The organism is Acinetobacter sp. YH12227 (assembly GCF_013417785.1).
In the GTDB taxonomy this organism is placed as follows: Bacteria; Pseudomonadota; Gammaproteobacteria; order Pseudomonadales; family Moraxellaceae; genus Acinetobacter; species Acinetobacter gandensis.
The window spans coordinates 1-26,923 of the sequence record NZ_VPDH01000039.1; the positions used below are offsets into that span (position 1 = coordinate 1).

A 26,923-nucleotide genomic window follows, 5' to 3' on the forward strand; every position below is an offset into this window, starting at 1 on the left:
CCGTCTTGATCCCTTTACGTGCAGCATAGATTGCTGAGGTATTACCCGCAGGGCCACCACCAATCACCAACACATCAAAGGCATCTTTCGCATTGAGTTTTTCAGCATCTTTTGCAGCAGAGTTGGTGTCTAATTTAGCAATGATTTCTTCCAAAGTCATACGACCTTGACCAATGTGTTCACCGTCTTGGAATACCATGGGTACAGCCATGATTTTGCGTTCTTCGACTTCGTCTTGGAAGAATGCACCATCAATCATGGTTGCAGTTGTGCCAGGGTTGTAAATTGCGATCAAGTTTAGTGCTTGAACTACGTCAGGACAGTTATGGCAGCTGAGTGATACAAATACATCAAAATCAGCTTTAAGACCTAAGCCTTTAATAGAAGCAAGAACTTCATCAGACACTTTTGGTGCATAACCTGAAGTTTGTAGCAAAGCTAGAATCAAAGATGTGAACTCGTGGCCCATCGGTAGACCGGCGAAGAATACACGTGGTGTTTCACCTGCTTTTGCAATACCAAAACTTGGTGCACGGCTGTTGTTGCCATCGAAACGAGCAGTAACAAGGTTAGATAAAGCAGCAACTTCAGTTACCAGTTCTTTAATTTTGTCAGACTTGTCTGTACCGTTTAAAGTTGCGACGATTTCAATCGGGCCTTCAAGGCGTTCAAGTAAGGTTTTTAATTGAGCAGAAGTATTTTGATCTAACATTGCTAACGTCTCCAAAGGAGTAAATTTATTTGATGAGAGAATCATAGAACAAACCATTAAATAGATGAAACGGTTTGTTTTTATAAAAATGATCGGTTTTACTAATCAATAGCAGAAATATCTTTCTAAATCAGAATACTATCTAATTATTCTAACATTAACACATAGCATAAGAACAGAAAATAATGTGATAAGCCCCACATTTTATTATTTATATGCTGAAAACTCCTTTCATATTTTTAATGCAAATAGCCTTACAAAACACATATAAAGTTTTAAGTTTCAATTCAGAAAATCCGCATTAAATCGATAGAAAGGTGAAGTGAATAGCCGTATAAAAAAATGACTTATCCCTCAAAAAAGCTAAAGAATCAGTTGTGAAAATCGATTAAAACAGCAAAAAGTACGCAGTGAGCGCAAATATGAAAATTGAATTTGTCTTTGATATTGTTTATCCCATGAGTTATGTCGCATTTCAAAAATTGAAGCAAAACTGGAATGAACATACAGCAACACGTGTGGAATTATTGCCAATTCAAATCGTGCCTGAAATACCTGAGCAGGGTTTAGATGTGCTCAAATATCTAACAGAAAAATATGGCTCAGTCGCAGCAAATCGAAAGTTAGAAATGACCAAATTTGCAGCGTATAGCGAAGATATAATTGTCAATATTGAACATATGAAGCGTATGCCGAATAGTCAGCTTGCGCACCAAGCCATACTCGCACTCGATAATACACTCGACCAATATGCTCTCACCCAAGCGCTATTCCATGCCCTTTTTGCTCATGGTAAAGACATTGCTGATGTTCGAATCTTAAAAGATATTATTGAAGGTATTGGCTTAGATGGCACTAAAGTTCTGCGCTCTATTCAACATAAAGAGATTGCAGATTACCAACACGAATTGACTAAATATGTTAAATCTTTAGGTAAGCACCCTATTCCATACTACATTGTCGATGGTGAGATAAATGACCAAACATTTTCTACTCAAGAGTTAAGACAAATGTTACTGCGTGCGAGTTAATTAAAATCTAGCATTAGCACTTATATTAAAGGTAATAAAAAAGCCCCCATACTGAATACAGTCTGGAGGCTTTCTTATGAGATCATTTTCTTAAATCTTATAGACAACGAATTGATTAAATCAATTTATTCCCTGTTCGATACGTGCAATTCTTGACTTAAATTGTTTCGCCAAAAGATAAAGAATGCCACTTAAAACCAATGTTAACGCAATAAGTCCAATGAGAATCCAACGCACAACGCTATCAATAATATTGGCTTGACTAACCTGAGTTTCGACACTCTGCGCCATTGGTGTCATGGTCTTGGCAAAAAGCTGATTCTGCATGGTCCAGAGCTGTTCAGGTTGAAATCCATATTCACGAAACTTCGCAGGATTTTGCTGTTCTGAATTAATTAAACTCTGCACATAAGGGATCGCTGTCGCACGATCTACGGGCTTATGTAACAAAGCAGCTTGAGCATATAAATAAGCCTGAACTGTAGTCGCCACTTCCGCCTCTTTCAGTTCTTGCGCTAAACGACTGTCTTGAATATTTTTATCGTACTGAACCCATTTTTGATACGCGGCTTGATCATTATCTTTCAAGTCATACTGCACATAAGTCAAACCTGACCACAGCAGAATAAAAGACAATAACCAACCAACAAACTTCAGTACAAAAGATTGAAAGCGGATTCTAAAAAATTGGATTTTTTTTAAAAAACCTACTAAAAAGAATGCCCCAATAAAAGACACAAGTAATTTTAAGAATAACCAGCCCATAAAGGATAGAAAATTAACAAAATAATCAGACTGATGACCTAAATGACTGGCAACCTCGCCGGCACTTACAGGAACATGCAACTGCTGAACCGTTTGGCTTATACCAAAAAAGCTATAAACCATATCTTGTTGGATAAATAAACCAACAACCGACACAATCAATAATGAAAAACTGGTCAAAGACAACAGCACCAAATTACGTTGTCGCTGCTTAATGGTTTTTAAACCCGCATTGAGTTGCTGCGGGTTTAGTGCATATTCATCAATGGGAGGCAAATATATTCTCCTTGAGCTCTAATGAACCTCCCTCATATTTATGAAGAAGGATTGGAACCACTGGTGCTTGATTCAATTACTAAATGATTCAGATTATTTTGCAATGCACGAATACGTGTAGTTGCTTCTTCACGTTTCTGCACCCCTTCTTTCTGAATTTGAATCACATCATTAACAGTTTTAATGAGGGTATTTTGAACATGTTCAAGGGTTTCAATATCAATCACGGAACGTTGGTTCGCTTTCGCAGTATCCACAGAGTTCTGGTGTAACAAGTCAGCATTACGCTTTAACAGGTCATTGGTCGCATCATCAATGCTATTGGCCAATTGCACACTGTTCTTTTGTTCTTGTAGGGAAATTGCCAAACTAATTTGGTTTTTCCATGCAGGCAAAGTAATGTTTTTAATCGCATAAAACTTATCGACTAACATTAAATTGTTGGATTGAATAATACGAATCATTGGCAAAGTCTGCATCGCTGACTGCTGTAATATCTGCAAGTCACTAATGCGTTTTTCTAGATTATTCGCCAAATGATTCAGGTCATAGACTTTTTGTGTCATCGCTTGATCTTGTTCTTGAGTAGTTAAGGTCGCAATTTCCTGTTGAATGTCCTGTTCTTTCAGTTTCCCTGCTGCAATATAAACACCAAGTTGTTTATATTCATCTTGAACACCTTCAAACATTTTATCCAAGGTATTCACACGTGCCTTCAAACCACTTTGTGAAGTTTCAATTTCCTTCACTAAGCTATCGATCTGTTCTTTGGTGCTGTTAAAGTGTTGATCAAAACTTTGTTTCGCGCCTTTAAATTTACTCAACAAGCCGCCAAAAAAACCTGAACTTTTAGACTTGCTTAAAATACTATTGGTATTTAACTGCTGCGCGACTTGCACCACCTGATTGAGTTTTTGCCCTGTGGCATCAAGATCTTTGTTCTGTACAAGATTTAATAACTCATCGGTATAAGTCGATGTTTTGGTGGCAATATTTTTACCATACTCAGCCACACTGTTATGACTTAAATCTGCCAATTCTTTACGAGCAGCAATCACTTCATTAAAGTCAGAAGCTTGCAAGCCAATCTCTTGCAAATTGAGCTGCTGAAACTTTTGTTCAGTCAATTCTGTTGTTGCTTCAACGGGTAAATTCTTGGCATCAAAATCGGTCATAACTCACCTTATATTTCTAAGACTTAGAGGAATTCTCTAATGATTTTTTTAAAGTTTTAATCAAATTTTCACGGCTATTATCTAGCTTTTCCAAGCTACTTGTCGAGTTGCTTTGCCGACTTTGTTTGACATGATATTGCCAAGCCGGAATTAACACTTGTTGCGCTTCTTTAAAACGGTCAAGCAAGCTAAAAGATAATTGCTGTGAAAGCTGCATTTGTGTAATTGCAATATCATTACTCGCCTGTAAGGTTTGTAAGGTATTTATTTTCTTGGACAATCGCTCTGCAAAATTATCCAGTGGATGCTGTTTTTTTACAAACTGCGGATATTCAACAAGAAACTCTTCGGCAGCGACAATATAGCGCGCCATTTGTTCGCGTAAGCCTTGTAATTGATTCAAACGAGATTGCGACTTTTGAATTTCTAACTGTAACTTTTGGCTCAAATGATTGGCACGGTCTAATAGCTGATCCAGATTTTTATAGTACTCCACCTGCCCTGAACCATATTCCAAATCAATGCCTAACCACTTTTGCAAGGCATTAAATTTTCGGTTTTTCAGATATTTTTTTGAGTCGGCCAAAGCCTGAATCAATTGTTCAATGGTTTGACTGAGTTGTTGTGTCAATATTGGGTCGACACCATCCAATAACACAGCCTGTGCCTGAATCAACTGATCGGCATAATGATTTAACCGATACTGATCGCTGAGTAAAGGCACAAGGTCATTGCGCTTAATTGACAATACTTCTGTACGGTCAACAGCAATTTCCTTTATAGGTACCAATACATCAATTTGTGACATAGCAGATTAAACTCAATAAAATCATTTTTATACTACAAGTTTTGCAATAAAAGTCTTGTAGTATTTTGCAAAAAATTAAGCAATTTCAAAATGCCAACTCACTATGCACCAAGATTTATGTTTACGTGATAGCTCGCAAGATTTTAAACCACTTCCAATGTATACACATGATGCGGCACAAAGATGAGTACAAACTTAAGAAAAAAATGAACTACTAAATTAAATAGCACTAATTATGTTAAACCTATGACTTTGCATAATTTGTGATAAAAAATGATCGTAAAACCAACTCAGAATATTTTATGATCAACAGCAATATAATCATAATTTTTGAGTGACGAATGGAACGTTTTTTCCATAATACAATGTATGCAGCCCGCTGGATTTTTAGCTCCAGTCTATTTTGGCTTATCTTTTGCCCTACTGTTATTAGCAATTAAATTCTTCCAAGAAGTATTTCATGTGTTACCGCATATACTGGAATACACCGAAGCAGATCTAATTTTAGTGATTCTTTCCTTGGTGGATATGACCATGGTAGGCGGTTTAATTGTCATGGTGATGTTTTCAGGTTATGAAAACTTTGTCTCACAACTGAAAATTACGGAAGGTAAAGACCGCCTAAATTGGCTTGGCACGATGGACGCCAATTCACTCAAACTAAAAGTTGCTGCTTCCATTGTGGCAATTTCCTCTATCCACTTACTTCGGGTGTTTATGGATGCCAAAAATATCCCAAATGACAAAATCATGTGGTACATCATCATGCATCTGACTTTCGTCTTTTCAGCCTTTATGATGGGCTATCTAAATAAAATCAGTAAGCACTAATACGCAAAAAAGCCATCTATGTTTGATGGCTTTTTTTCATTGTCTAATTTCATTTAATTAATGCAATACACTCATCTGTTTGAGTTTATCTAAATCTAGAATTCGAATTTGGCTATAGCTCCAATCCACAATCTGCTGTTGCACAAAAAGTTGCAAGTGTTTATTCAACGTCTGACGCGATATATTGAATAACTCGGCAAATTCTTGCTGACTTAACTTAAACGGAATCTGCGCTTGATATCCATATTGTTCATATAACTTAATAATATGCCTAGCGATTCGTTGAGTAAGACTGGCAGTACGCAAATAACGGTTTTGTTCAAACATCGCATACATGCGACGACTCAAGAGTTGGATGATATGCCACATGGCCTCTGGTTCATTTTTCAAAAGTTGAAAAAAAAGCTCACTGGGTATAATTGCTAATTCAACATGCTCTGCGGCGAAATAATCAAAATTCAACGCTTGCTGTTGCAATACCGATACAAGGTTAAAAACCGATTGTATGCGAATAAAATCATTCACGATCAACTCGCCATCGGCTTGTAACCATCCGACTTGCAAAGTCCCAGACAGTAAAATATAAACATCATTTATGCATTGATGTTGCTGCAAAATTTGTTGATGCGCATGATGACGGCTAAATTGAGCGTGTTGCAAAATATTTTGCTTTGCAGCAAGGCTCAGTCCCCGAAAGACTTGATCGTCAGCGAGTATATTTTCTAATTTTTGTCTTGCTGATAATCGTAGGTCAATCACAAGATTCCCAAAAAAATGCCTAATACATTTGAATATTAGGCATGGAATTAAAGGGAAAGAACTATTATTTTTAACTATGTTTATACACTTAGGTGCTGTTATTTAGCGTTCATATTTATGATGCTTTTTCATAAATACGACCTTCTTCAGACCGTAGGTTTGAAATATCTTGGTTCGTCACATTTTTTAGAACAGTACTTGGCTGACCATTTACATCTACAGGGACATCACCTTCAATAGTGACACGCGTTGCCACACGAAGTTCATCACCATAGTCATTAATCGCACGGTGCTGCGTGGCACGGTTATCCCAAATTGCCACATCACCCTCCGCCCAGCGCCAGCGTACTATATTTTCCCATTGCACAATTTGCTCTTGAAATAAATCAAACAATCGACGTGATTGGGTTGGACTATAACCAGAAAAGCGTTTAAAGAAATGTCCAAGTACCAAGGTCTTTTCCCCAGTTTCTGGATGTACACGTACTAATGGATGCTCTGTTTCAATCTCCACAGCAGTACGGAATAAATGACGGCCTTCTTCATTATATTCACCCTTCGGCTTAGCATAATCATAGCTATTACTATGTACTGCACGTAGCTGTTCTGCGAGTTTTTGCAATTCAGGGCTTAAATCTTCGTAAGCTGTGGTCGTATTTGCCCAGACCGTATCGCCACCATTTGATGGTGCAATTACATTACGTAAAATAGTGGCTTTGGGATAATTTGGTAAAAAGGTAATGTCGGTATGCCACGAGTCAGCACGCCCACCACGCGAATCAATAGATAAAGTATGTGCTGTGCCATCTTTAAGCGGAACACTTGGATGATTTAATGGCGTACCCAATAAGCGTGCAAAGGCTTCTTGCTCAAGATCAGTCAAATGCTGCTGCCCACGAACAAAGACTACTTTATATTTTAATAATGCCTGATTGAACTCTGCGACGACGTCTTGGTTCAAATCACCCGAAAGTTTGATCCCTGTGATTTCTGCACCAATGCGGCCTGTTACAGGTTTTACTTCAATATGCTGATATTGATAATTTGGATTATATGTTTGCGCTTGTAATTGTGTCATGTCGGTATTCCTGATCTTTTCAAATAATGTAAAGCAACGTATTTGTTGTTGGTTCCACTATGCCGACTTACACCTTTTCAGACTGTCAAATGGTTGACAGTTATTCAGAGTTAAACTGCTATTGTTTTTCATTATTTTGCTTAGCAATTTTACCTACAGTTTTTGCTTTAAAACAAAAAAGCCATCAAGTTTGATGGCTTTGAAATATATAAATAAACAGGCGAACGGAAATTATAAATAGTCGCCTTCGCGCTCAGGTTGATAGAGCACTCTTTCAATTTTCACTTTCATAATATGACCATCGGGTTGTGGCCATTCAATCTCTTGACCTTCTGCCAGGCCAAGGATTGCCGCACCGACCGGAGCAAGGACATTCACCTGCCCTTTATCACCACGAAAGTCATGCGGATACACCAACGTAATTTCTGTAGGTTCAATCGATGGCGCAATGGTAATTAACACTTTAGCGTTCATGCTGACCACATTGGTGGGTACATCTTGCGGTGCAACCACTTCTGCACGGGCAAGCTCATCTTCGAGATGTTCCATTGTTGGCGTTAATTTTGATTGATGCTCCAACATGGTTTCTAGGCGATGGAGATCTTGTTCTGAAACAATAATACTCGGTTTATTCATCTATCCAATTCCTTTTTGCTTATGCATCAAAAACGCTAATGATGGGAAGATCTTGTTGTAATCACTCATTCTTTTATATCAGAAATATAAAAAATTAGATAACGACTTACTTTCATTCAAATATAAAAAAAGCCCCCTTGAGGGGGCTTTTCTCAAGTTAGATTATTTTGCGTAAACAGGGAATTTAGCGCAAACAACCTCTACTTTTGCCTTAACAGCATCAATCACTGCTTGATCGCCTTTTGCATCAAGAATATCAGCGATCCAACCAGCAAGGTCACGTACTTCAGCTTCGCCGAAACCACGAGTTGTCACAGCTGGTGTACCGATACGGATACCAGAAGTCACAAATGGTGAACGTGGATCATTTGGTACAGAGTTTTTGTTCACAGTAATGTGCGCAGCACCTAACCATGCATCAGCTTCTTTACCAGTGATATCGCCTTGTTTGATTAAAGACAATAAGAACAAGTGGTTTTCAGTACCACCAGATACTACGTCATAACCACGAGCGATTAGAACTTCAGCCATTGCTTTAGCATTCTTAACCACTTGTTGTTGGTAAGTTTTGTATTCAGGTGCCATTGCTTCTTTAAAGCAAATTGCTTTAGCAGCTACAGCGTGAACCAAAGGACCACCTTGGTTACCTGGGAATACAGCTGATTGTAATTTTTTCTCAATCTCTTCGTTTGCTTTCGCAAGGATTAAACCTGAACGTGGGCCACGAAGTGTTTTATGAGTCGTTGTTGTTGTTACGTCAGCAATTTGAACTGGGCTTGGGTATACGCCAGCAGCAACTAGACCTGCAACGTGAGCCATATCTACAAATAGGTAAGCGCCAACTTTGTCCGCGATGTCACGGAAACGCTGCCAGTCAACAATTTGGCTGTAAGCAGAGAAACCAGCAACGATCATACGTGGCTTGTGTTCTTCAGCTAAACGTTCAACTTCTTCGTAATCGATTTCACCAGTTTCTGGGTTCAAACCGTACTGAATTGCGTTATATGTTTTACCAGAGAAGCTAACTTTTGCACCGTGAGTCAAGTGACCGCCGTGCGCTAAGCTCATACCCAAAACTGTATCGCCAGGGTTAAGAAGTGCTAGGTAAACAGCAGAGTTCGCTTGAGAACCTGCATGTGGTTGAACGTTAGCGTAATCAGCACCAAAAAGTTCTTTAGCACGGTCAATTGCCAATTGTTCAATAACGTCTACATATTCACAACCGCCATAGTAGCGTTTGCCTGGGTAGCCTTCTGCATATTTGTTAGTGAGTTTTGATCCTTGCGCTTCCATTACTGCTGGTGAGCAATAGTTTTCAGAAGCAATCAATTCGATGTGCGCTTCTTGGCGAGCATCTTCCTTGGTGATTGCTTGCGCGATTTCTGGGTCAAATTCAGCAATTGAGATATTGGCAAACATTAGCGAGGTCCTATTAAATTAGGGCTTTTAAGCCGTGCTAAGATTGGCGCGTATTGTAGCATGAAGTTTTGAAAATGAGAGCGGGTAGTTTTGCTAAATTTAAATAAAAAATGCCTATCTTCATCCGAAAGATAGGCATTCTGTTCAAATCAAATTATTGAATTGGCATAAGAGATTTTACATCTAAGATAATTTCATCCCAATTCGCGGTATAAACCGTCGCATGATCCCATTTTGGCGTGATTGCATTGTCTGTGTCCGTCACATAATTAATTTTAGTTCCTTTACTTGTGGCTAGCTGTATCAATACATCCGTTGCTGCTTTTGGTACTGTTGTGTCATTACTGCCTTGATAAATGAAAATTGGTGTACTCAATTTTTTGAGCAGCGGCTGAGAGTCTTGCTCTAAGAATTGTTTAACCACTTTAATATTGGTCATAAAATTAGTTTGCGTTCGTGGGTAGCCATCTAATTTTCCATTCTTTTGTACATAAGCACCCATTGCCCCACCTAAGGTTTGCCCTAACACGTCATAACATACACTTTCAGCTTGAGCAGCGAGCTGGTCTGTTGGTGGGACAAACACTTCACTATATTGCAACGTTGGTGTTGAATTTCTTAAACCTGCTGTAATTAGCGATGTAAAGGTATCAAGCGGCGCAAGAATATTAATTTTCTTAATCGGATCGGTTTCAGCTGCGGCTTTTTGTTCACCTCCACTGAGAATTAAAGCCAAATTAGAGGCTGGTGCTACAGCCACTGCGCCCTTATAGCTCAACTGTGCACGTGAAGCATATTGCGCAGCTCCCAAGGCAGCTTGCCCACCCTGTGAATGTCCTACGACGGACCATCGTTTTTCAGTGGTGTTACCTAAGTTTTTACTCGCAGCAACCACCGCATCGGTAATGGAAAATGCTTCACTTTTTAAATTTAAGAATGGATGTAACTCTTTACCACTCGGTTCACCTAAACCTTCATAGTCAGGGGCAACTACCGCATAACCTGCTGCTAAAAGTTTTGAAATAAAATATTCATTACCTTTTAAGCCTTGTTGGCTTGGTGCACAGGCATCAGCAACACCTGTAGTACCATGCGCCCACGCCACAATGGGCCACCCACCTGTCGGTTTGGTACCTTTAGGCGTAAAGAGTAAAGCTGTAGCTTGAGTTTCAGTACCATTTACGCCAAGCATTTTATTAAGTCATCAATGTTTTATTGGCACTCACCGTATCCAAAACGGCATTAGCATTGGCATTTGCATCAATATAGACCTGAGTTTTTACAACAGGTGCAGCTATATTATTTTTTGGTATCCCATCATCGCTAATAAATGACGAATCATCGTCGCTTCCTCCACACGCAACCAAGAAAAGTGTACTACTGACCAATACCGTTAACTTAAGTTGGTTCATCATCCTTGTTCCCTCTATTTGTTGTTTTAAAGTCATTCCTATTGATTAATCTCATGGAATTTCAATACGTTCAAGTGGTTTTATCACCATTGATCACTCTATTCATTTTTGAGGAACTCGATCTTAATAACCACCTGATTTAATTTATATTTTAAATTCTAAATTTACATTTTTCTAACAATCTAGATTTGGGGGAAAATGTATGTAAGCCATGTTAATTTTCTTTCTTCTAGGTTTGGTCTTAGGTTATTTTGTCTTTGGTATGAAAACGAATACGCAAACTGCAAAAGTCATTTATATAAGTTTGCCCGCAGCAAAGACATATCAACAAAAATAAATACTCAAGGCATCATCATTCAACCAGTGAATGGATTCGCGAATTCAATCAATTGACACGCAATAAAAACGCCTAGTTTTTACACCTATTGAAACAGATCTTTGTTAATTATGAGATTGCCATTAAACAACAACGCTTTATTGTGTTAGATAGCGACTATATTCCATATGTGATTTTGGAATAACTTGATACAGATAAAATTTTAAAATCGGTATTGAAAATGGAATTCCATTACACCTGTATAAAGGTGTAATTTCAGTAGACGCATTAAAAGAAGATTATTTAGTCAATATGCAGCCATCTTGATAATTTCGCGACAAAAAATCATGGCATTGGTTTGTCAGTCTGTGTGTGATCATGTACATTCATTTTTATTCATCCAACACTGCGGAACTGGACATGCAAGCCATTATTCTCGACACAGAAACCCATACCCTAAATGGTCAACCCATCGAGATTGCCTATGCACCTGTGCAAGTTGCTGATGCAAAAATTACTCTAGATAAGTCTAAGATTTTTGACCAACTTTATAGTTGTGATGAACCCATTTCTTATGCAGCAATGGCTGTCCACCATATTTTAGAATCAGAACTTGTAGGTAAACCCCACTACAGCAGTTTCGAACTCCCAAGTGAAACCATATATATCATCGGTCACAATATTGATTACGATATACGGGCATTAGAAAAATGTGGTGTCGATAGCATCAATATTAAAGCTATTTGTACACTTGCCCTTGCCCGTTTGGTTTGGCCCGATGCAGAAGCGCATAATATTTCTGCTTTAATCTATATGATCACGAAAGGTAGTGAAAAAGCCCGTGAAATGATTCGTAAAGCGCACCGTGCCGATATGGATATTATTTTAACGGCTAATATTTTGATGCATATCGTGCACCATTTAAAAATTAACAGCATTGAAGAATTATATGCCGCGTCTGAAGATGCACGTATTCCACGCACAATCAATTTCGGTAAACATCGTGGTACAGCTATTGCAGACTTACCTTCAGACTATGTTCAGTGGCTTATGCGTCAAGATGAACTCGACCCTTATTTACGCAAAGCTTTAGAAAAAGCTGCAATAGTCACTTTATAAGACTTTGATTATTTAACAATTTCTTCATCTTATTGTAATTTTCAAGCAATAGGCTTGCCTTAATTCTTTTCTTAATGGAATTAAGGCATGTTTAATTATCAAAAAACTGAGCTTGGTTTTAAAGTTTTAAAAGATCGTAGTATTGCACTCAATGCTCGCCAGCGTCGGCTTTTGTTATTGATTGGTTCAGACGACTTTAATCAGATGCAGTCACATTATCAGCAACGAATTGCTGAAGACCGCCTCTTACAACAATTAGTGAAACTTGATTTAATTCAATACTGTGGTGATATTGCACACGTCTCTAATGAGAAAAACATCCACTTTTCAAATGATTTAAATGTTACACAAACAACTGCACAAACTGAGAATCAGGTTGAAGCTTTTCCAGCACTCAATTCAAATCAACTCGCTTCAAAACACGATGTGTATCGTAGTTTCGATTCTAATCAAAACGTGCACAATATCCTGTCACGTAAGCCACAACAAAGTAATTCTGTACCTACTTTCGAGGATCATTATCAAAGCTTAAATAAAGAGTTCGCTTCTCAAAATTTGGTTTTCATTGAGCATGATTTTAAGACTTTACAACTTTATATGTGCAACTTACTGCATCAATATTGTGGTTTGATGGCCAAAAAGTTAGTTATTTCAATTCAAAATGCTGAAGAGATTTCACAACTTAAATCCTGTCAAATGCAATGGATAACCTTACTGAACGAATCTCACATTCAACCAAAAGTACTCCGTCAAGCTTTGCAGCAGGTCAATTACAGTCTAAATAATTTACAAACTGCCGCCTGATTTAGATCGAATTACTCACTTCTGATTCAAAAAACAAATTAATGAAGTGAGGATAGATTAACAATAAAATATACATTTTTATTAAATTCAATATCTTGCATTAAAAACACATAAACCATGCTGCCATTCCCTATAAAGTATAAGACTTTCTCCTAATGTCCTTGGGCTGCCGAATATCGCAAGAATGCGTTGTTTAGTTTAATAAACTCGAGCTTTCATATGACACAACAGTACGGTTTAGAATTTGATTCTTTTGATAACCCAATGCAACTTAGCAAAGTCGGCAATTGGATTTTTACCTTTCTAAGCCCACGTGAAGCCATGCCCGATGTTCAATTAGCTATAACTAACGTCATGCCACGTCAAATCAGTGATGAATTACAACCCCGAAAAGTGGTTATTCATAATACAGCCGAAGAAAATATTTGGCTGATTGAACAAGTTGAATGCTTCAACAGTCAAACCAATCAAGAAGTCATTTTCCCTGCTCAGGCAGAAGAATCACAGATGGTTATTCAAACGATCATTTCTGAATTTGATCGTTATGATGTCATACTGAAACTTCAGCCACGTTAATTTTATCCAACTAAAAAATTTGAAGCGATATAACTCAAATACTTATACACTTTTTTATTGTCTTAGATTAATTGAAAAATATTTCATACAGAAATTGTGCAGCGTTATCCTTTATCATAGCGCTGCATAATAATTTTCAATATGGATAATAAAAATGAATTTAGCGAATTATTCTAATGACCAGGCCCTCATCATCTTTAACTTATATAACAGTTTAGAAGAATGTATTGAGGCAATTGGCCGCATGCATCTTGGCCCAAAACTTGTACTGAGTGAGGATGATTTATCAAAGGATCACAAAGTAGTTGATCGTTATGTAGGTGGCATACTCACCCAATCTATTGTTATTCGTAGTGAAGATGTTGAGCTCGCTAAAAGCAACCCTATGATTCGCTATCAGCTTTTGTCCTATGTATTAAATCAATTTAAAAAAGCAAAAACGGACTAGACTAGATTTTAGGCATGAAAAAACTCACAACAATGTGAGTTTTTTTTCTTTCCATTATTGATTAGGCTTCGAGTAAGCGATAAATATTTTCCGAATTTTGGCTTTCAAATAGTAATTCAATACTTGGCAATATAATTTCACCAGCAACAACAATATGTTCAATACGATGAAATATTGCACGTGAATCATCAGCATCCTTTCCACGTACCATCGCTTGCGCATTATAAACTTGGCTAAATTGATCTTTCACTTTCACATCGATCATCTGTTTCATTGCTATATACTCTACTTCTTTTAATAATTGAATTTTTTATACCACACCATTAAGCAAATTCTGCTTTTAAAATGTTAGATTTCTTGGCAATGTAAAGTTAATTTACATTAGTAATTATATATCAAATAGATAGACTAACCATATTTATATTGTTTGACAAAAATCCACCAATACATAAATTTAAGGCATTAAAAAGCCCGCATCTCTGCGGGCTCTATGTTGGAAGGCTAGTGCTGATTTCTTGTCTGCAATATCTTAAGTTTAAAATATTACGAAACTCAACGAGCTGTCATTGATCCGTCCAACTTATTGGTAGCGTCGTTTTATGACCTACCGTGATTTAAATATAGCACTTTCTAGTATCTTGCCAAGTCTTGCTAACACTTCAAAACAATTGATCAAAATAAATACAATTGTATTGATCTTTGAATAAGCAGATAATATGCTCGGTTCAAATGAACGTTAATTAAAACTTCAACTGCCAAACTTAAGTCCATGTTTTCAAAACATCATTGCTAAATTTGGCTTAACGTTAAGCTTAATTAAAAACATTAATCTGCTCAATCTATCTCTTAGACTGGGAAAATACCTCGTTCTTTCCGCGCTTTTAAAATACGTTCACAAGCCAAAATATAAGCCGCGGTACGTAAGGTACAGGCATTATTGTTGGCGCACGTCCAAACATCTTCTACTGCTTGGATCATCAATTTATCTAAACGGTCATTAATTTCGGCTTCACTCCAGAAATAGCTTGCCATGTCCTGAACCCACTCAAAATAACTGACTGTCACACCGCCAGCATTACAAATTACATCTGGGACAATCATAATTTGTCTTTCGCGTAAGATGTCATCTGCTTCAGGATATGTCGGGCCATTCGCCCCTTCTAAAATCATTTTGGCTTTTAAACGCTGCGCGCGTTCGACAGTAATCTGCCCTTCTAATGCTGCAGGAATGATAATGTCAGTCTCTACATCCCAAAATGCTTCGTTATCAATTGAAGTTGCACCTGCAAAACTTGCAACGCCCTGATTTTTCTCTACATGTGTATGCAAGTTGTTTAAATCGATACCCATAGCATTATAAATCGTGCCTGTATGATCTTGAATACAGACAATTTTCGCATCAGACAAGGCGAATAAATTGGCAGCTTCACTGCCCACATTACCATAACCCTGAACACTGACTTTGGCGCCTGCAATGTCTAAATCAATTTTTTGCGCCACTTGGCAGCCCGTAATATATACACCGCGACCTGTGGCTTTTACACGGCCTAAAGATCCGCCTAAATGCACAGGCTTACCCGTTACCACACCTGTCACTGTATAACCCTGACCGGATGAATAGGTATCCATCATCCAGCCCATGACATTTGGATTTGTTCCTACATCTGGTGCAGGAATATCTTTTTGCGGCCCAATAATATGTGTAATTTCACTGGTATAACGACGAGTTAAACGCTCTAGCTCACGTGCTGAAAGCTTACGCGGATCGACGCGCACACCGCCCTTTGCACAGCCAAAAGGCAAATTCAATACTGCGGTTTTAATGGTCATCCACGCTGATAGGGCCATCACTTCATTTAATTCAACTTCTGGATGAAAACGGATACCGCCTTTACCCGGCCCGCGCGATAAATTGTGCTGAACACGGTAGCCTTCAAAATGCTGAATTGTTCCGTCGTCCATGATGATTGGCACATCGACAATTAAAGCGCGTTTTGGACGCTTTAAAGTATCGACATAATCGGCCAGATCTTCACTTAAATAAGGCGCCACGCGGTCTACCTGCGCCAAAAAAGTTTGCCATGCACCGTTGCCGCCATTAGCGTAAGAGAGAGTAAAATCCATTTTTCGGATTTCACCTTGTGCATGACGCTGCGCAAGTAAATCGGTTAACCACTGTTGTCGTGTTTGAAAGAGCTGGGTAATGACATGAATTTCATCAACTTAGCCTTAGAACATTTCAGCAAATTTGAGTTTTCTGCGCTCAAATCAAAATTAAACTAGGCTTTTATACCTATACACCTTTTATTTATGTCTAAGCTTGAACGCCAAAAACTAGCACTGCCTGATGGTCACGAAAAATTATTGCTACATTCTTGCTGTGCGCCATGCTCAGGTGAAGTCATGGAAACGCTGATTGAATCAGGCATAGATTTTTCCATCTTCTTTTATAATCCGAATATTCATCCAGTTAAAGAATATCTGATCCGCAAAGAGGAAAATATCCGCTTTGCTGAAAAGCACAATATTCCGTTTATAGATGCCGACTACGATACTGATAACTGGTTTGCTCGCGCCAAAGGCATGGAAAATGAACCGGAAAAAGGCATCCGCTGTACCATGTGTTTTGATATGCGCTTTGAGCGTACCGCATTGTATGCGGCTGAACATGGTTTTAGCCTGATCAGCAGTTCACTGGGTATTTCGCGCTGGAAGAATATGAAGCAGATTAATGACTGTGGTCACCGCTCCGCATCTCATTATGATGGCATCAGCTACTGGGATTACAACTGGCGTAAAAATGGCGGCGCGGTACGTATGCTGGAAATCAGCAAAAATGAAGAATTCTATCAACAGGAATATTGCGGCTGTGTCTATTCTCTACGCGATACCAACCGTTGGCGCATGAAAAATGGCCGTGATCGCATTAAATTAGGCGAGAAATTTTACAGCAATGCGATGGATGATGAAATCAACTAATGCACGACTAAATTCAAACATAACGAATGGAATGCAAAATCGATGAAAACATCGGTTTTGCTGGTTTCAATGCCCTAAGACTGAATAAGCTCTAGGGTTCAAGAATAATATAACTCATTGCAATAGCATGAGCTGACCGTTCTTTTATTTTCAATATAAATCAATATTTTAAAATAGCTTATAAATTTTCTTTCAATCAGTCGAACTGAACACATGTCAGCATGATCGCTGCGTATCTTTAATTAATTATTTCAAATTACATAAAAGTCGTAGAGTCACTTATGACTCACACAGGTACAAGATGCAATTTTTTTTCAAATAAATTAAATGTGATCGTTTTTAGAACAAAAACGAAAAGAACTAAAAATGGTGCGCTCAGCGGGACTCGAACCCACGCCACAGGCTTCGGAGACCTGTACTCTATCCAGTTGAGCTATGAGCGCTTCATTGGAGTGGGCACATCATAACAAAAAAAACTACAAGGTAAAGCAACTATATATAAGTCAGTCATTTTTCTGCCTAAGCTTTGTACAGCATCCTGTTTATGCAATGCAGAATTCCATACGATTTACTTGGTTTATTCAGCCCGATATCGCACAATACTCAGACTATTCACAGCGTGAGATATTTATGACTGATGCACTGACGTTAACGCAGTTGTCAAAAACCTATAAAAATGGTTTTCAGGCACTCAAAGGTATTGATTTAACTGTGCCTGAAGGTGAGTTTTATGCACTTTTAGGCCCAAATGGCGCAGGTAAATCGACCACGATTAGTATTATCAGTTCTCTTACGCGTAAAACTTCAGGTACTGTCGAAATTTTTGGGCACAATTTGGATACCCATCCATCACATGCCAAACAATGTTTAGGTGTCGTACCACAAGAATTTAACTTCGGTCAGTTTGAAAAGACCTTTGATATTTTGGTTACTCAAGCTGGTTATTACGGCATTCCCAAAAAATTAGCAGAAAAGCGTGCTGAAGAATATTTAGAAAAGCTAGGGTTGTGGGACAAACGCAGTACACAAGCACGCATGCTATCTGGTGGGATGAAACGCCGTTTGATGATTGCGCGCGCCATGATGCATGAGCCGAAACTTCTAATTTTGGACGAGCCAACAGCGGGTGTTGATATTGAACTGCGTCGTTCTATGTGGGACTTCCTCACTGAAATGAATGACAAAGGTACATCTATTATTTTAACGACGCATTATTTAGAAGAAGCAGAAATGCTGTGTCGTCGAATTGCGATTATTGACCGTGGTGTCATTAAAGAAGATACCACCATGAAAGGGTTCTTAAGCCAATTAAATGAAGAAACCTTTATCTTCGATTTGGCCGAGCCTATTCAACCGCTCAATATTGACATTATTGGTGTACGTTTTAACTTGGTTGACCCTGTGACCTTAGAAGTGACCATGGATAAAGCCCACACCATGAATGATTTGTTCCAACTCATGGAATCTCAAGGTATTCAAGTACGCAGTATGCGTAATAAATCGAACCGTCTTGAAGAATTATTTGTTCGTATGGTGGAAAAAAATCTTGAAGGTGCAGCACAATGAATTTTAATCAACTTTGTATTGCCCTCTATACACTGGTTTATAAAGAAATCCGTCGCTTTATGCGAATCTGGCCACAAACGCTATTACCGCCTGCCATCACCATGAGTTTGTACTTTGTGATTTTTGGTAATCTAGTCGGTTCACGTATTGGTCAAATGGGTGGTTTCACCTATATGCAATTTATTGTGCCCGGTTTGATTATGATGGCGGTCATTACCAACAGTTATGCCAACGTATCATCTAGTTTCTTTAGTGCAAAATTCCAAAAAAGCATTGAAGAACTGATTATGAGTCCCGTACCACTACACATGGTACTTTGGGGTTATGTGATTGGTGGCGTTTGTCGTGGTGTATTGGTCGGCATTATTGTGACTGCCATGAGTTTATTTTTTACTGAATTACATATCACCAATATTTTCGTGACTATATATACAGTTCTGATTACTTCTTTATTATTTTCGCTTGGCGGCTTTATTAATGCTGTCTATGCAAAATCTTTTGACGATATTTCGATTATCCCGACTTTCGTCCTGACACCGCTAACCTATTTAGGCGGTGTTTTCTATGCCATCTCGTCATTGAGTCCATTTTGGCAAAATCTCTCTTTAATCAACCCTGTCGTGTATATGGTGAATGCATTCCGCTACGGTATCTTAGGCCATAGCGATGTCAATGTAGGCATTTCACTGGCAGTTATTACTGCATGCTGCGCTGTACTCTATGGCGTGGCATATCATTTACTTTCTCGTGGTTCAGGAATGCGTGAATAATGAGTGTAGAACAATCCCTTTTAGGTAAAGACACCAATTACCCAACAGCATATCAGCCCGATATTCTGTTCCCTATCGCACGTGCTACGGCACGTGAACAATATGCCCATGTGGAAGGCATTTGCCAAGGTAAAGACTGGTGGCATGTTTTTGAAATTTCATGGCTAAATGCTTCTGGTGTACCACAAGTAGCAATTGGTCGTTTAACACTACCAGCCAGTTCAGACAATTTAATCGAATCCAAATCACTAAAGCTCTACTTTAATAGTATGAACTTTACTCAATTTGAATCACGTGATGCTTTCAAAGCAACAGTTGAAAAAGATTTATCTGTTGCTGCCAATGCACCCGTGACTATTGATCTTTTTCATGTCGATGATGTGGAAATTTCTAAGCCTGAAGGTATCTGTATTGATGACTTAGAGCCAACAAAACTGGAAAATCATCCAAACGCCAACTTATTGGCATTAGATGAAAATAACAATGAAGAAGTTGAAGTTCAGTTTTATTCACATTTATTAAGAAGTAACTGTCCAGTCACGGGTCAACCTGATTGGGGTACGGTATTTATAAGGTATAAAGGAAGCAAGCCTTGTTATCGTAGTATTTTGGCTTATATTATTTCTTACCGTCAGCATAATGGTTTCCATGAACAATGTGTGGAACAAATGTTTGCCGATATTTGGCAAAATCTTAAACCAAGTAAGCTGATGGTTTATGCAACCTATACACGCCGTGGTGGATTGGACATCAACCCTTGTCGTGTATCGGATTTAACATGGATGCCTCGCCCAATTCGATTGGCGCGACAATAAAAAAATTGAGGTTAGCGATGCCATTTTTTGGTTTTATTCCTTCAGATGAACTTTTAAGCAGTATTCAGACTGGTCACGAGAAAAAAAATTCAAGTGAACCCCTTTATCCTTTGCGTGATAAAACTGCATTGCTGATCAATGATGAAATCATTGGTGCAACGATTTTAGCACCTGTACATCTTTTCCCTGCAAGCGACAAACGCGATACAGCGGAAAAACTTGCAGGCTATGTGAAATCTACAGTTGCTGTTTTACTTAAACAACTCCTAGGTAAGTCACCTAACGATGTGGTAAAACAATCCATCGATTTTTCTGAGAAAAGTTTGTTTAAAGATAGTTCAGGCACACATCGCGTTGGCCTTACTCTCGATGCAGGGCTAATCACTAACCTCAAAAATAGCTATGCTGAAATCAAAGCAGGCACTGATGTAAATAAAGCTGCCTTCGCAGAACTTTATAAACAGTTTGCCGAAGCAGCAGTCCGCCATTTTATGAATGACTTTAATAAGACCTTAGATCTTGGCATGATTAAACGTAAAGCAGCAGATATTGGTTCTTCAGCTGTGATTAAAGCCATCCATATTGCTATTGATAAAATTTTCCCTAATCTGACCAAAGAAGAACTCGGGGCTTTAGCGCAAGCACACGACTCGATGTTTAATCACTAAATCTTTCTCAGTATTCAAAACCTAGCCTCGGCTAGGTTTTTTATTGCAAAATATTGATATGACTTATTTTAGTGCAAGACTGTGCTAGCATGCGCCTATAAAAAATCCCCACATACTTATTATTATGACATTAGATTCACAATATAAGTTTTTGCGTCAAGCACCACGAGATGGCTTAAGTACCGCGATGCAACCTTCTATATGGAATCGTTTGCATATCGATCCGTGGTTAACCACATTTATCATTTTAAATGCGGCACTCGGTTTAGTGACTTTATATAGTGCGTCTGGTCAAAATATCAGCATGGTCATTCGACAGAGTATAAGTTTCGCCATTGGCTTGGTTGTCATGTTTAGTTTGGCTCAGATTCCACCTAAGGTTTATCAGACTTTCAGCCCTTTTTTCTATGTATTCGGTTTACTTTGTCTAATTGCAGTCATGTTGGTTGGCGAAGTTCGTATGGGTGCGCAGCGTTGGCTAAGCATACCCGGTGTTGCAAGTATTCAACCTAGTGAATTTATGAAAATTGGCATGCCCATGATGATGGCATGGTATCTGTCCAAGTATGCTCTCCCACCAAAGTTTAAACAGATCTTTATTGCGCTGATATTAGTGGGTGTCCCTTTCTTATTAATTGCAGAACAACCCGACTTAGGTACATCTGCCTTAGTCCTTGCAAGCGATATATTTGTATTGTTTCTTAGTGGCTTACCATGGTGGATGATTGGAAGTGCACTCGGTGCCGTAGCTGTACTCATTCCTCTCACTTGGGAGTTTCTACTACAGGATTATCAAAAAATGCGTGTCATGACTTTATTTGACCCTGAAGCAGATGCCTTAGGTGCGGGTTGGAACATTATTCAATCTAAAACCGCCATTGGCTCAGGTGGTATGTCGGGAAAAGGCTTCTTACAAGGCAGCCAATCACATCTGCATTTTTTACCCGAAGGTCATACAGATTTCATCATTGCGGCTTATTCTGAAGAATTTGGTTTTATTGGTATCTGTATTTTAGTTGTTCTGTATTTCGCTGTCATCTTTCGTACTCTGCAAATTGGCTTAAATAGTTTCCATAACTATGGTCGATTGCTTGCAGGCGGCCTAGGTTTGTCTTTTTTTGTATATGTATTTGTGAATGCTGGCATGGTCAGTGGTATCTTACCCGTAACAGGTATTCCTCTACCTTTTATGAGCTATGGCGGCACAGCCATCATTACTTTAATGGCTGCTTTTGGCCTGGTGATGGCCATTCATACTCATCGCTAATGAAATTGGAATTTTTTTATTTATGTTAAATCGAAATTTTTATAAAAAACTTACACATATTGGCATTGTTGTCGGTTCTCTTTCTTTGACTAGTTTCTGTCAAGCCAACGACTTTCAATCTCATCCAGCCTATGCAGCCTTTAAACAAAATACCATGCAAACCTATGGTTTAAGTGAGAGTCAAGTTGACTGGGCCATGCAAGGTAGTAAAAACTTGCCCAACATTATTAACATTATGAATCGCCCTGGTGAATCAAAGCCTTGGTATCAATACAAAACCAACTTTTTAGCAGAGAGTACGATTCAACGTGGTGTGCGTTTTAAAAACCAATATGCAGATACATTAAATCGCGCAGAACAACAGTTTGGCGTACCACAATCTGTAATTCTCGGTATTTTAGGTGTTGAAACAGGATATGGCAGCAATAAAGGTAACTTTATTACCCGTGATGCACTTGCAACTTTAGGTTTCGGCTATGAACGCCGTGCGCAATATTTCCAAGATGAACTCGCAGCACTGATCGCTTGGTCATATAAAGATGGTGTTCCAACCAATTCTGTTGTGGGTTCTTATGCAGGTGCAGTTGGATATCCTCAATTTATGCCAAGCAACATTCCAAAATTTGGTGTGGATTACGACGGCAACGGTCATGTTGACCTTCGAAATTCAGCTGTAGATGCCATTGGCTCAATTGCAAACTACCTTGCAAATTATGGTTGGCAGCGTAATCAACCTATTGCCTTTGCCGCACGCTACTCAGGTAACAATCCAGATTCAATTATTGCCAAAGATTTAAATCAACCAACGCCGTACGGTGTTTTAAAGGCACAAGGCGTAACCCCTATGAATCCATTGGTAAAAATTGATGACCTCGATTTAGTCAATGTCATTCAATTGCAAGATAGTTATGGGCCAATTTATTACATTACCTACCCTAACTTTCAGGTCATTACTACCTACAATAAAAGCCGTATGTATGCGACAGCGCTGTGGCTTTTAGGCACTGAAATTACCAGTCGATAAGACTGGTGATTTACCAATAGATATAAAAGTCAATCTTTTTTTTAATTAAAATGGCTAAATTTCGCGCTTATTACATACAATGTTACAATATTGATCATTTTATGATCAATAAGTGTTATTTTTTTAGACAATTTCAAAGTATTTTAATTAAACACTAGACAGCCCTGTTAGCGCATGAATATTATCCATCTCGTTAAATGTAGTTGCAAAAGTGAAATATCAGACGTGTTTGTACGGATATCAGCGACTTAGTTGGATCAGACAAATATGCCATTGGGAGATAAACAATGCAGTCATCGATTATTAAATATGCCTTAGCGGTTGCCACGACAGTAGCCCTAAGTCAGTCACAAGCAGAGATGGTTCAATCATCGTCATTCAATCATGACAATGATAATTCTCGTCTAGCTGCACGTGTATTAAACAAAGAAGCTCAAAGCTTTAATTCAAATTTTACTAATTTAAGTAGCCTTTCAATCACTGAGCGTTCTGGCGATAAAATTCGTCGTGAAACAATCGCTGCTAAAATCGAAATCCCTGAAGATGAGCCTTCAGTGATTGAAAAGTTAAATACTGTTGCGTCTAACACTGTACGTAAATTCAGCCAAACAGGTACAGCGTCATGGTACGGTCGTCAATTCCATGGCCGTAAAACTGCTAGTGGTGAAACATTCGATATGAATGCATTAACCGCTGCTCACCGTAGCTTGCCACTCAACTGCTTTATTCGTGTAACCAACCGCAATAACGGTAAAAGTGTCGTTGTGAAAGTCAATGACCGCGGCCCATTCCATGGCAACCGAGTTCTAGATTTATCTTATGGTGCTGCAAAGCAATTAGGTATTACTAGTGCAGGTACAGCAAATGTCAGCATCGAGCGTGTAGACGGACCAAACTCATAATCCCAAATGAGTGACTGCATTTAACAAAACCACGCTTAGCGTGGTTTTTTATTTCCAGCACTTCATCCCCCTCACATTTTGAATATCCATTTTCGGTTTTTTCTATTTTTGACGCATTCTGAGTTCTGGTTTATATTTTGAACAATATTTCCATGATCAAGGATCGTCATGAAAACAATCAGTGAATGGTTTGATGAATATAGTGAAAGCCATCAGAACCAAACCAATAAATTAATCCATTGGGTTTGCGTTCCAACCATCTATTTTTCAATCGTAGGCATCTTGGCACATTTTAGTGTTTTACTTACAACGCTTCTTTTAGTACTTGCCTTTATTTTTTACGCGCGCTTAGACATCGTGCTTGCCGTCGCTATGGCTGTATTAACATCGGTTTTAGTGTGGCTAATTTGGGTCTTACCTGTAGGCTACGGATTTTATATTGGCTTATTCATTTTGGCCTGGATTGGGCAGTTTTACGGGCATAAAGTAGAAGGTAAGAAGCCATCTTTCTTCAAAGATCTTCAATTCCTCCTCATTGGCCCAATTTGGTGTATGGATGCTTACCTAAACAAAGTACTACCAAATTGGAAAACTCGCCAAAAAACGCAAATGACAAGCATTTAGAGTACACTTAAATTTTAATTTGAAGAAAAGAGCTTTTTAACAGCTTTCTAGGTGCTTTTCCCCCTATTTTTTATATGGGTTTTTCAATACTATTTAGAATAAAGCCACGTAAATATAAAAATAGAAAAGCACCAAACTTAAACTAATACTTAAAAGTAATTTTCGAGTTATACACGTGATAAGAATGGTCAATAGTGCGCCATAAAAATAGCTATTGGCCCATACCCCTTTCCACTCACCCTGTTCAAAAAAAATCACAGGACTAACAATTGAAATCATTAAGCAAGGTGCAGCATATTTCAACATATACAAGGCAAAGTTTGGCAAGCGGATCGTGGTTTTAGGTTCAAGAAATACATAGCGATTAAAAAAAGTGACAGCGGTCAACACAAACAATAAGTACCAACTCATGACTTGCTCCGCATAATATCCAACATTGCTGTAATAGCCATGCCAATCATACCCGCTGCTAAGATTGCGGCATCAAACTTAAGCCAACTAAAAAATACTGCGAGTAATGCAGAAATTGTCATTCCTATGATTGCTAAATGATCTCTCATCACCAAAATAGCCATAACAATAAAAATAACCACAATGGAGAATTCCAAATGCAACACGGATAAGTCCGGAACGATTCTGGCTAAGTAAATCCCAACAGCACTAAAAGCCACCCAACTTATATAAAAGCTAAAACCCGCACCAATCAAATAACGGTAAGAATAATCTGGTTCACGCAGCACTGCTGTTGCATACAATTCATCCGTCAGGAAAAAACCCAACAGTACTCGCTTAAAGAATGGCAGCTTTAGAGCGTGATACCTAAGTTGCAACGCATAAATAAAATGCTGACTGGTTAAGAAAAATATTGTCAGCACAATACTTAAGATAGATGCACCTGCTGACAGCATACTCAAACTCACCAATTGGGCTACACCCGCAAACACCAAAACTGACATGCCAAGTGCCTGCATAACACTTAAACCCGTATTGATTGCGACCGACCCTGCCAATATCCCCCAAGGAATAACGGCAAATGATAAGGGCAACATATCCAGCGCCCCTTTCCAAAAGCCCAAAGGGGCTCTATTTGGTGTGAGCTGATTTGTGTCGTATTTCATTTTAAATATTGCATCTCTATACGTGTGCAAATACTTTAAAATGAGCTTTAGTATTAAGACTTGAACAAAATTGCTGAGTTAAAGCTTTTAAGTATTTTTTCTAAGACGAGTATTTCTTGTAATTGTTTTTAAACCTAACATTTTATAAAAAATCTAAGATAAACCTTCTTAATGATTCAGCATGTATTGTGCAGGGGTACAACCAAGGGCTTTTTTAAAATGTCGATTAAAATGACTTTGATCTGAAAAGCCACATAATTGTGCTGTAAGCGCGATATCTTGACCAGTTTTTAATAATTTTAAAGATTTATGTAAGCGGCATTGCACCAACCATGCATGCGGTGGCAAGCCCGTATATTTTTTGAATTGTCGCAATAAATGCCAAGGACTCAATCCTACAATAGCTGCAAGATCAAATAATTGGTGATCTTTTTCTGGCTCATTTGCTAAGATATCTTGAATAAGCTGTATCTTTCTTTGTGCTTCTGGCAGATTTTGTAATGTTGGTTTTGTCTTTGCATGACGACTGAGTAAATAAGCCAAGGTCGATAAAAATAAGCTTTCTTTAAATAATGTATTTTGTGGTTGAATCAATAAGTCAAATAACAAATTTAATTGGATTGCCAGACCTTCATCATGCACAACTGCTTGCGGGAACCACGGAGCACTCCACGTCCTTTTAAAAAAATCCGTACTGATCTCAGCCATCATTTCAGGGGTTGGGTAAATTGCACGGTAGCACCAGCCTGAATCAACTGCAGATGAACCAGTATGTACCTCATCTGCATTCACCAAAATAATGTCACCTTTGGGTGCAATATGCTAATTACCAGCTCGCAAGAACGATTGCGCCCCTTCATCAATTAAACCGATACAATAACCTTCATGGGTATGTTTGGAAAATTCGGTTTCCTGATAAGATGCTTTCAGGAGCTCAAGCCCGCCTAATTCTTGAATATGCCAATAATCGACAAATTCATGTGCTTCTTTCTCTTGCATAACCGATTCCAGATCATCAACATTTT

At 38.5% G+C, this 26,923-nt stretch carries 26 protein-coding genes, 1 tRNA gene and 3 pseudogenes; 15 read left to right on the plus strand and 15 right to left on the minus strand.

Going from position 1 to position 26,923, the window contains the following annotated elements; translation table 11 throughout:
- Positions 1–712, minus strand: a 712-nt coding sequence (locus FTV09_RS09980; protein WP_180057086.1) for a thioredoxin family protein, incomplete at its 3' end; no start/stop codon positions are given.
- 422 nt (positions 713–1,134) lie between these two features.
- Here FTV09_RS09980 and FTV09_RS09985 point away from each other — a divergent pair.
- A complete protein-coding gene (locus tag FTV09_RS09985; RefSeq protein ID WP_180058232.1) occupies positions 1,135–1,743 on the plus strand; it encodes a DsbA family protein in 609 nt (202 codons plus the stop codon).
- Between the two features lie 120 nt (positions 1,744–1,863).
- Here the strand turns inward: FTV09_RS09985 and FTV09_RS09990 are convergent, their stop codons facing one another.
- From FTV09_RS09990 to FTV09_RS10000, 3 genes are read right to left on the minus strand one after another with little or no spacing between them, the layout of a single operon-like run.
- Entirely contained in the window at positions 1,864–2,784 is a 921-nt protein-coding gene (locus FTV09_RS09990) for a hypothetical protein (protein ID WP_180058233.1), read from the minus strand.
- A gap of 38 nt (positions 2,785–2,822) precedes the next feature.
- A complete protein-coding gene (locus FTV09_RS09995; protein ID WP_180058234.1) occupies positions 2,823–3,959 on the minus strand; it encodes a toxic anion resistance protein in 1,137 nt (378 codons plus the stop codon).
- 16 nt (positions 3,960–3,975) lie between these two features.
- Positions 3,976–4,767 (minus strand): tellurium resistance protein, encoded by a 792-nt coding sequence (locus FTV09_RS10000; protein WP_180058235.1) that lies wholly within the window; start codon positions 4,765–4,767, stop codon positions 3,976–3,978.
- A 341-nt stretch (positions 4,768–5,108) separates the two neighbouring features.
- Between FTV09_RS10000 and FTV09_RS10005 the strand changes: the two are divergent.
- Positions 5,109–5,598: pseudogene (locus FTV09_RS10005) on the plus strand (TIGR00645 family protein).
- Between the two features lie 57 nt (positions 5,599–5,655).
- Here FTV09_RS10005 and FTV09_RS10010 read toward each other — a convergent pair.
- The 5 genes and pseudogenes from FTV09_RS10010 to FTV09_RS10030 form a co-directional block, all read right to left on the minus strand.
- Positions 5,656–6,357 (minus strand): Crp/Fnr family transcriptional regulator, encoded by a 702-nt coding sequence (locus FTV09_RS10010; protein WP_180058236.1) that lies wholly within the window; start codon positions 6,355–6,357, stop codon positions 5,656–5,658.
- Between the two features lie 115 nt (positions 6,358–6,472).
- Complete coding sequence (locus FTV09_RS10015) at positions 6,473–7,435, minus strand: TauD/TfdA family dioxygenase (protein WP_180058237.1); 963 nt, start codon at positions 7,433–7,435, stop codon at positions 6,473–6,475.
- A gap of 231 nt (positions 7,436–7,666) precedes the next feature.
- Positions 7,667–8,071: a nucleoside diphosphate kinase regulator gene (gene rnk, locus FTV09_RS10020; protein WP_067764089.1), complete on the minus strand. Its 405-nt coding sequence runs from the start codon at positions 8,069–8,071 to the stop codon at positions 7,667–7,669.
- Between the two features lie 162 nt (positions 8,072–8,233).
- Positions 8,234–9,490, minus strand: a complete 1,257-nt coding sequence (glyA, locus tag FTV09_RS10025; RefSeq protein WP_067764092.1) for a serine hydroxymethyltransferase — start codon at positions 9,488–9,490, stop codon at positions 8,234–8,236.
- A 154-nt stretch (positions 9,491–9,644) separates the two neighbouring features.
- Positions 9,645–10,905, minus strand: a pseudogene (locus FTV09_RS10030) (alpha/beta fold hydrolase).
- A gap of 733 nt (positions 10,906–11,638) precedes the next feature.
- Between FTV09_RS10030 and FTV09_RS10040 the strand changes: the two are divergent.
- The 4 genes from FTV09_RS10040 (at position 11,639) to FTV09_RS10055 (ending at position 14,165) form a co-directional block, all read left to right on the plus strand.
- Positions 11,639–12,337, plus strand: coding sequence for a putative quorum-sensing-regulated virulence factor (locus tag FTV09_RS10040; protein ID WP_180058250.1), 699 nt, complete (start codon positions 11,639–11,641; stop codon positions 12,335–12,337).
- Positions 12,338–12,424: 87 nt separating this feature from the next.
- Positions 12,425–13,141, plus strand: a complete 717-nt coding sequence (locus FTV09_RS10045) for a hypothetical protein (RefSeq protein ID WP_180058240.1) — start codon at positions 12,425–12,427, stop codon at positions 13,139–13,141.
- Positions 13,142–13,360: 219 nt separating this feature from the next.
- Complete coding sequence (locus tag FTV09_RS10050; protein ID WP_067764101.1) at positions 13,361–13,717, plus strand: hypothetical protein; 357 nt, start codon at positions 13,361–13,363, stop codon at positions 13,715–13,717.
- A gap of 154 nt (positions 13,718–13,871) precedes the next feature.
- Positions 13,872–14,165: a hypothetical protein gene (locus FTV09_RS10055; RefSeq protein ID WP_067764104.1), complete on the plus strand. Its 294-nt coding sequence runs from the start codon at positions 13,872–13,874 to the stop codon at positions 14,163–14,165.
- A 61-nt stretch (positions 14,166–14,226) separates the two neighbouring features.
- Here the strand turns inward: FTV09_RS10055 and FTV09_RS10060 are convergent, their stop codons facing one another.
- Entirely contained in the window at positions 14,227–14,439 is a 213-nt protein-coding gene (locus FTV09_RS10060) for a hypothetical protein (RefSeq protein ID WP_067764106.1), read from the minus strand.
- 572 nt (positions 14,440–15,011) lie between these two features.
- Positions 15,012–16,289 (minus strand): Glu/Leu/Phe/Val dehydrogenase, encoded by a 1,278-nt coding sequence (locus FTV09_RS10065; RefSeq protein ID WP_180058241.1) that lies wholly within the window; start codon positions 16,287–16,289, stop codon positions 15,012–15,014.
- Positions 16,290–16,475: 186 nt separating this feature from the next.
- Here FTV09_RS10065 and FTV09_RS10070 point away from each other — a divergent pair, with 186 nt between their 5' ends.
- Positions 16,476–17,144, plus strand: a complete 669-nt coding sequence (locus FTV09_RS10070; protein WP_180058242.1) for an epoxyqueuosine reductase QueH — start codon at positions 16,476–16,478, stop codon at positions 17,142–17,144.
- A 367-nt stretch (positions 17,145–17,511) separates the two neighbouring features.
- Here the strand turns inward: FTV09_RS10070 and FTV09_RS10075 are convergent.
- Positions 17,512–17,587 (minus strand) — tRNA-Arg (locus tag FTV09_RS10075).
- Between the two features lie 187 nt (positions 17,588–17,774).
- Here FTV09_RS10075 and FTV09_RS10080 point away from each other — a divergent pair.
- The 8 genes from FTV09_RS10080 (at position 17,775) to FTV09_RS10115 (ending at position 24,780) form a co-directional block, all read left to right on the plus strand.
- Positions 17,775–18,710: an ABC transporter ATP-binding protein gene (locus FTV09_RS10080; RefSeq protein WP_067765069.1), complete on the plus strand. Its 936-nt coding sequence runs from the start codon at positions 17,775–17,777 to the stop codon at positions 18,708–18,710.
- Positions 18,707–19,480, plus strand: coding sequence for an ABC transporter permease (locus FTV09_RS10085; RefSeq protein ID WP_067765072.1), 774 nt, complete (start codon positions 18,707–18,709; stop codon positions 19,478–19,480). The genes FTV09_RS10080 and FTV09_RS10085 overlap by 4 nt, the downstream gene beginning before the upstream one ends.
- Positions 19,480–20,295, plus strand: a complete 816-nt coding sequence (queF, locus tag FTV09_RS10090; RefSeq protein WP_067765075.1) for an NADPH-dependent 7-cyano-7-deazaguanine reductase QueF — start codon at positions 19,480–19,482, stop codon at positions 20,293–20,295. Before FTV09_RS10085 ends, queF begins: the two co-directional genes overlap by 1 nt.
- A 17-nt stretch (positions 20,296–20,312) precedes the next feature.
- On the plus strand, positions 20,313–20,963 hold the full coding sequence (locus tag FTV09_RS10095; RefSeq protein ID WP_067765078.1) for a hypothetical protein: 651 nt from the start codon (positions 20,313–20,315) through the stop codon (positions 20,961–20,963).
- 124 nt (positions 20,964–21,087) lie between these two features.
- Positions 21,088–22,230, plus strand: a complete 1,143-nt coding sequence (gene rodA / locus FTV09_RS10100) for a rod shape-determining protein RodA (RefSeq protein ID WP_180058243.1) — start codon at positions 21,088–21,090, stop codon at positions 22,228–22,230.
- 22 nt (positions 22,231–22,252) lie between these two features.
- Entirely contained in the window at positions 22,253–23,254 is a 1,002-nt protein-coding gene (gene mltB, locus FTV09_RS10105) for a lytic murein transglycosylase B (RefSeq protein ID WP_067765084.1), read from the plus strand.
- A gap of 287 nt (positions 23,255–23,541) precedes the next feature.
- Positions 23,542–24,156: a septal ring lytic transglycosylase RlpA family protein gene (locus FTV09_RS10110; protein ID WP_067765087.1), complete on the plus strand. Its 615-nt coding sequence runs from the start codon at positions 23,542–23,544 to the stop codon at positions 24,154–24,156.
- A gap of 168 nt (positions 24,157–24,324) precedes the next feature.
- Positions 24,325–24,780, plus strand: coding sequence for a DUF962 domain-containing protein (locus tag FTV09_RS10115; protein WP_067765090.1), 456 nt, complete (start codon positions 24,325–24,327; stop codon positions 24,778–24,780).
- 93 nt (positions 24,781–24,873) lie between these two features.
- Here the strand turns inward: FTV09_RS10115 and FTV09_RS10120 are convergent, their stop codons facing one another.
- From FTV09_RS10120 to FTV09_RS10130, 3 genes and pseudogenes are all read right to left on the minus strand, one after another.
- Positions 24,874–25,191, minus strand: coding sequence for an AzlD domain-containing protein (locus FTV09_RS10120; protein WP_180058244.1), 318 nt, complete (start codon positions 25,189–25,191; stop codon positions 24,874–24,876).
- The gene (locus FTV09_RS10125) at positions 25,188–25,829 is read right to left on the minus strand and encodes an AzlC family ABC transporter permease (RefSeq protein ID WP_257222875.1); all 642 of its coding nucleotides are present in this window, start codon (positions 25,827–25,829) and stop codon (positions 25,188–25,190) included. The genes FTV09_RS10120 and FTV09_RS10125 overlap by 4 nt, the downstream gene beginning before the upstream one ends.
- A gap of 237 nt (positions 25,830–26,066) precedes the next feature.
- Positions 26,067–26,897 (minus strand): annotated as a pseudogene (locus FTV09_RS10130) (AraC family transcriptional regulator).
- Positions 26,898–26,923 lie beyond the last annotated feature (26 nt).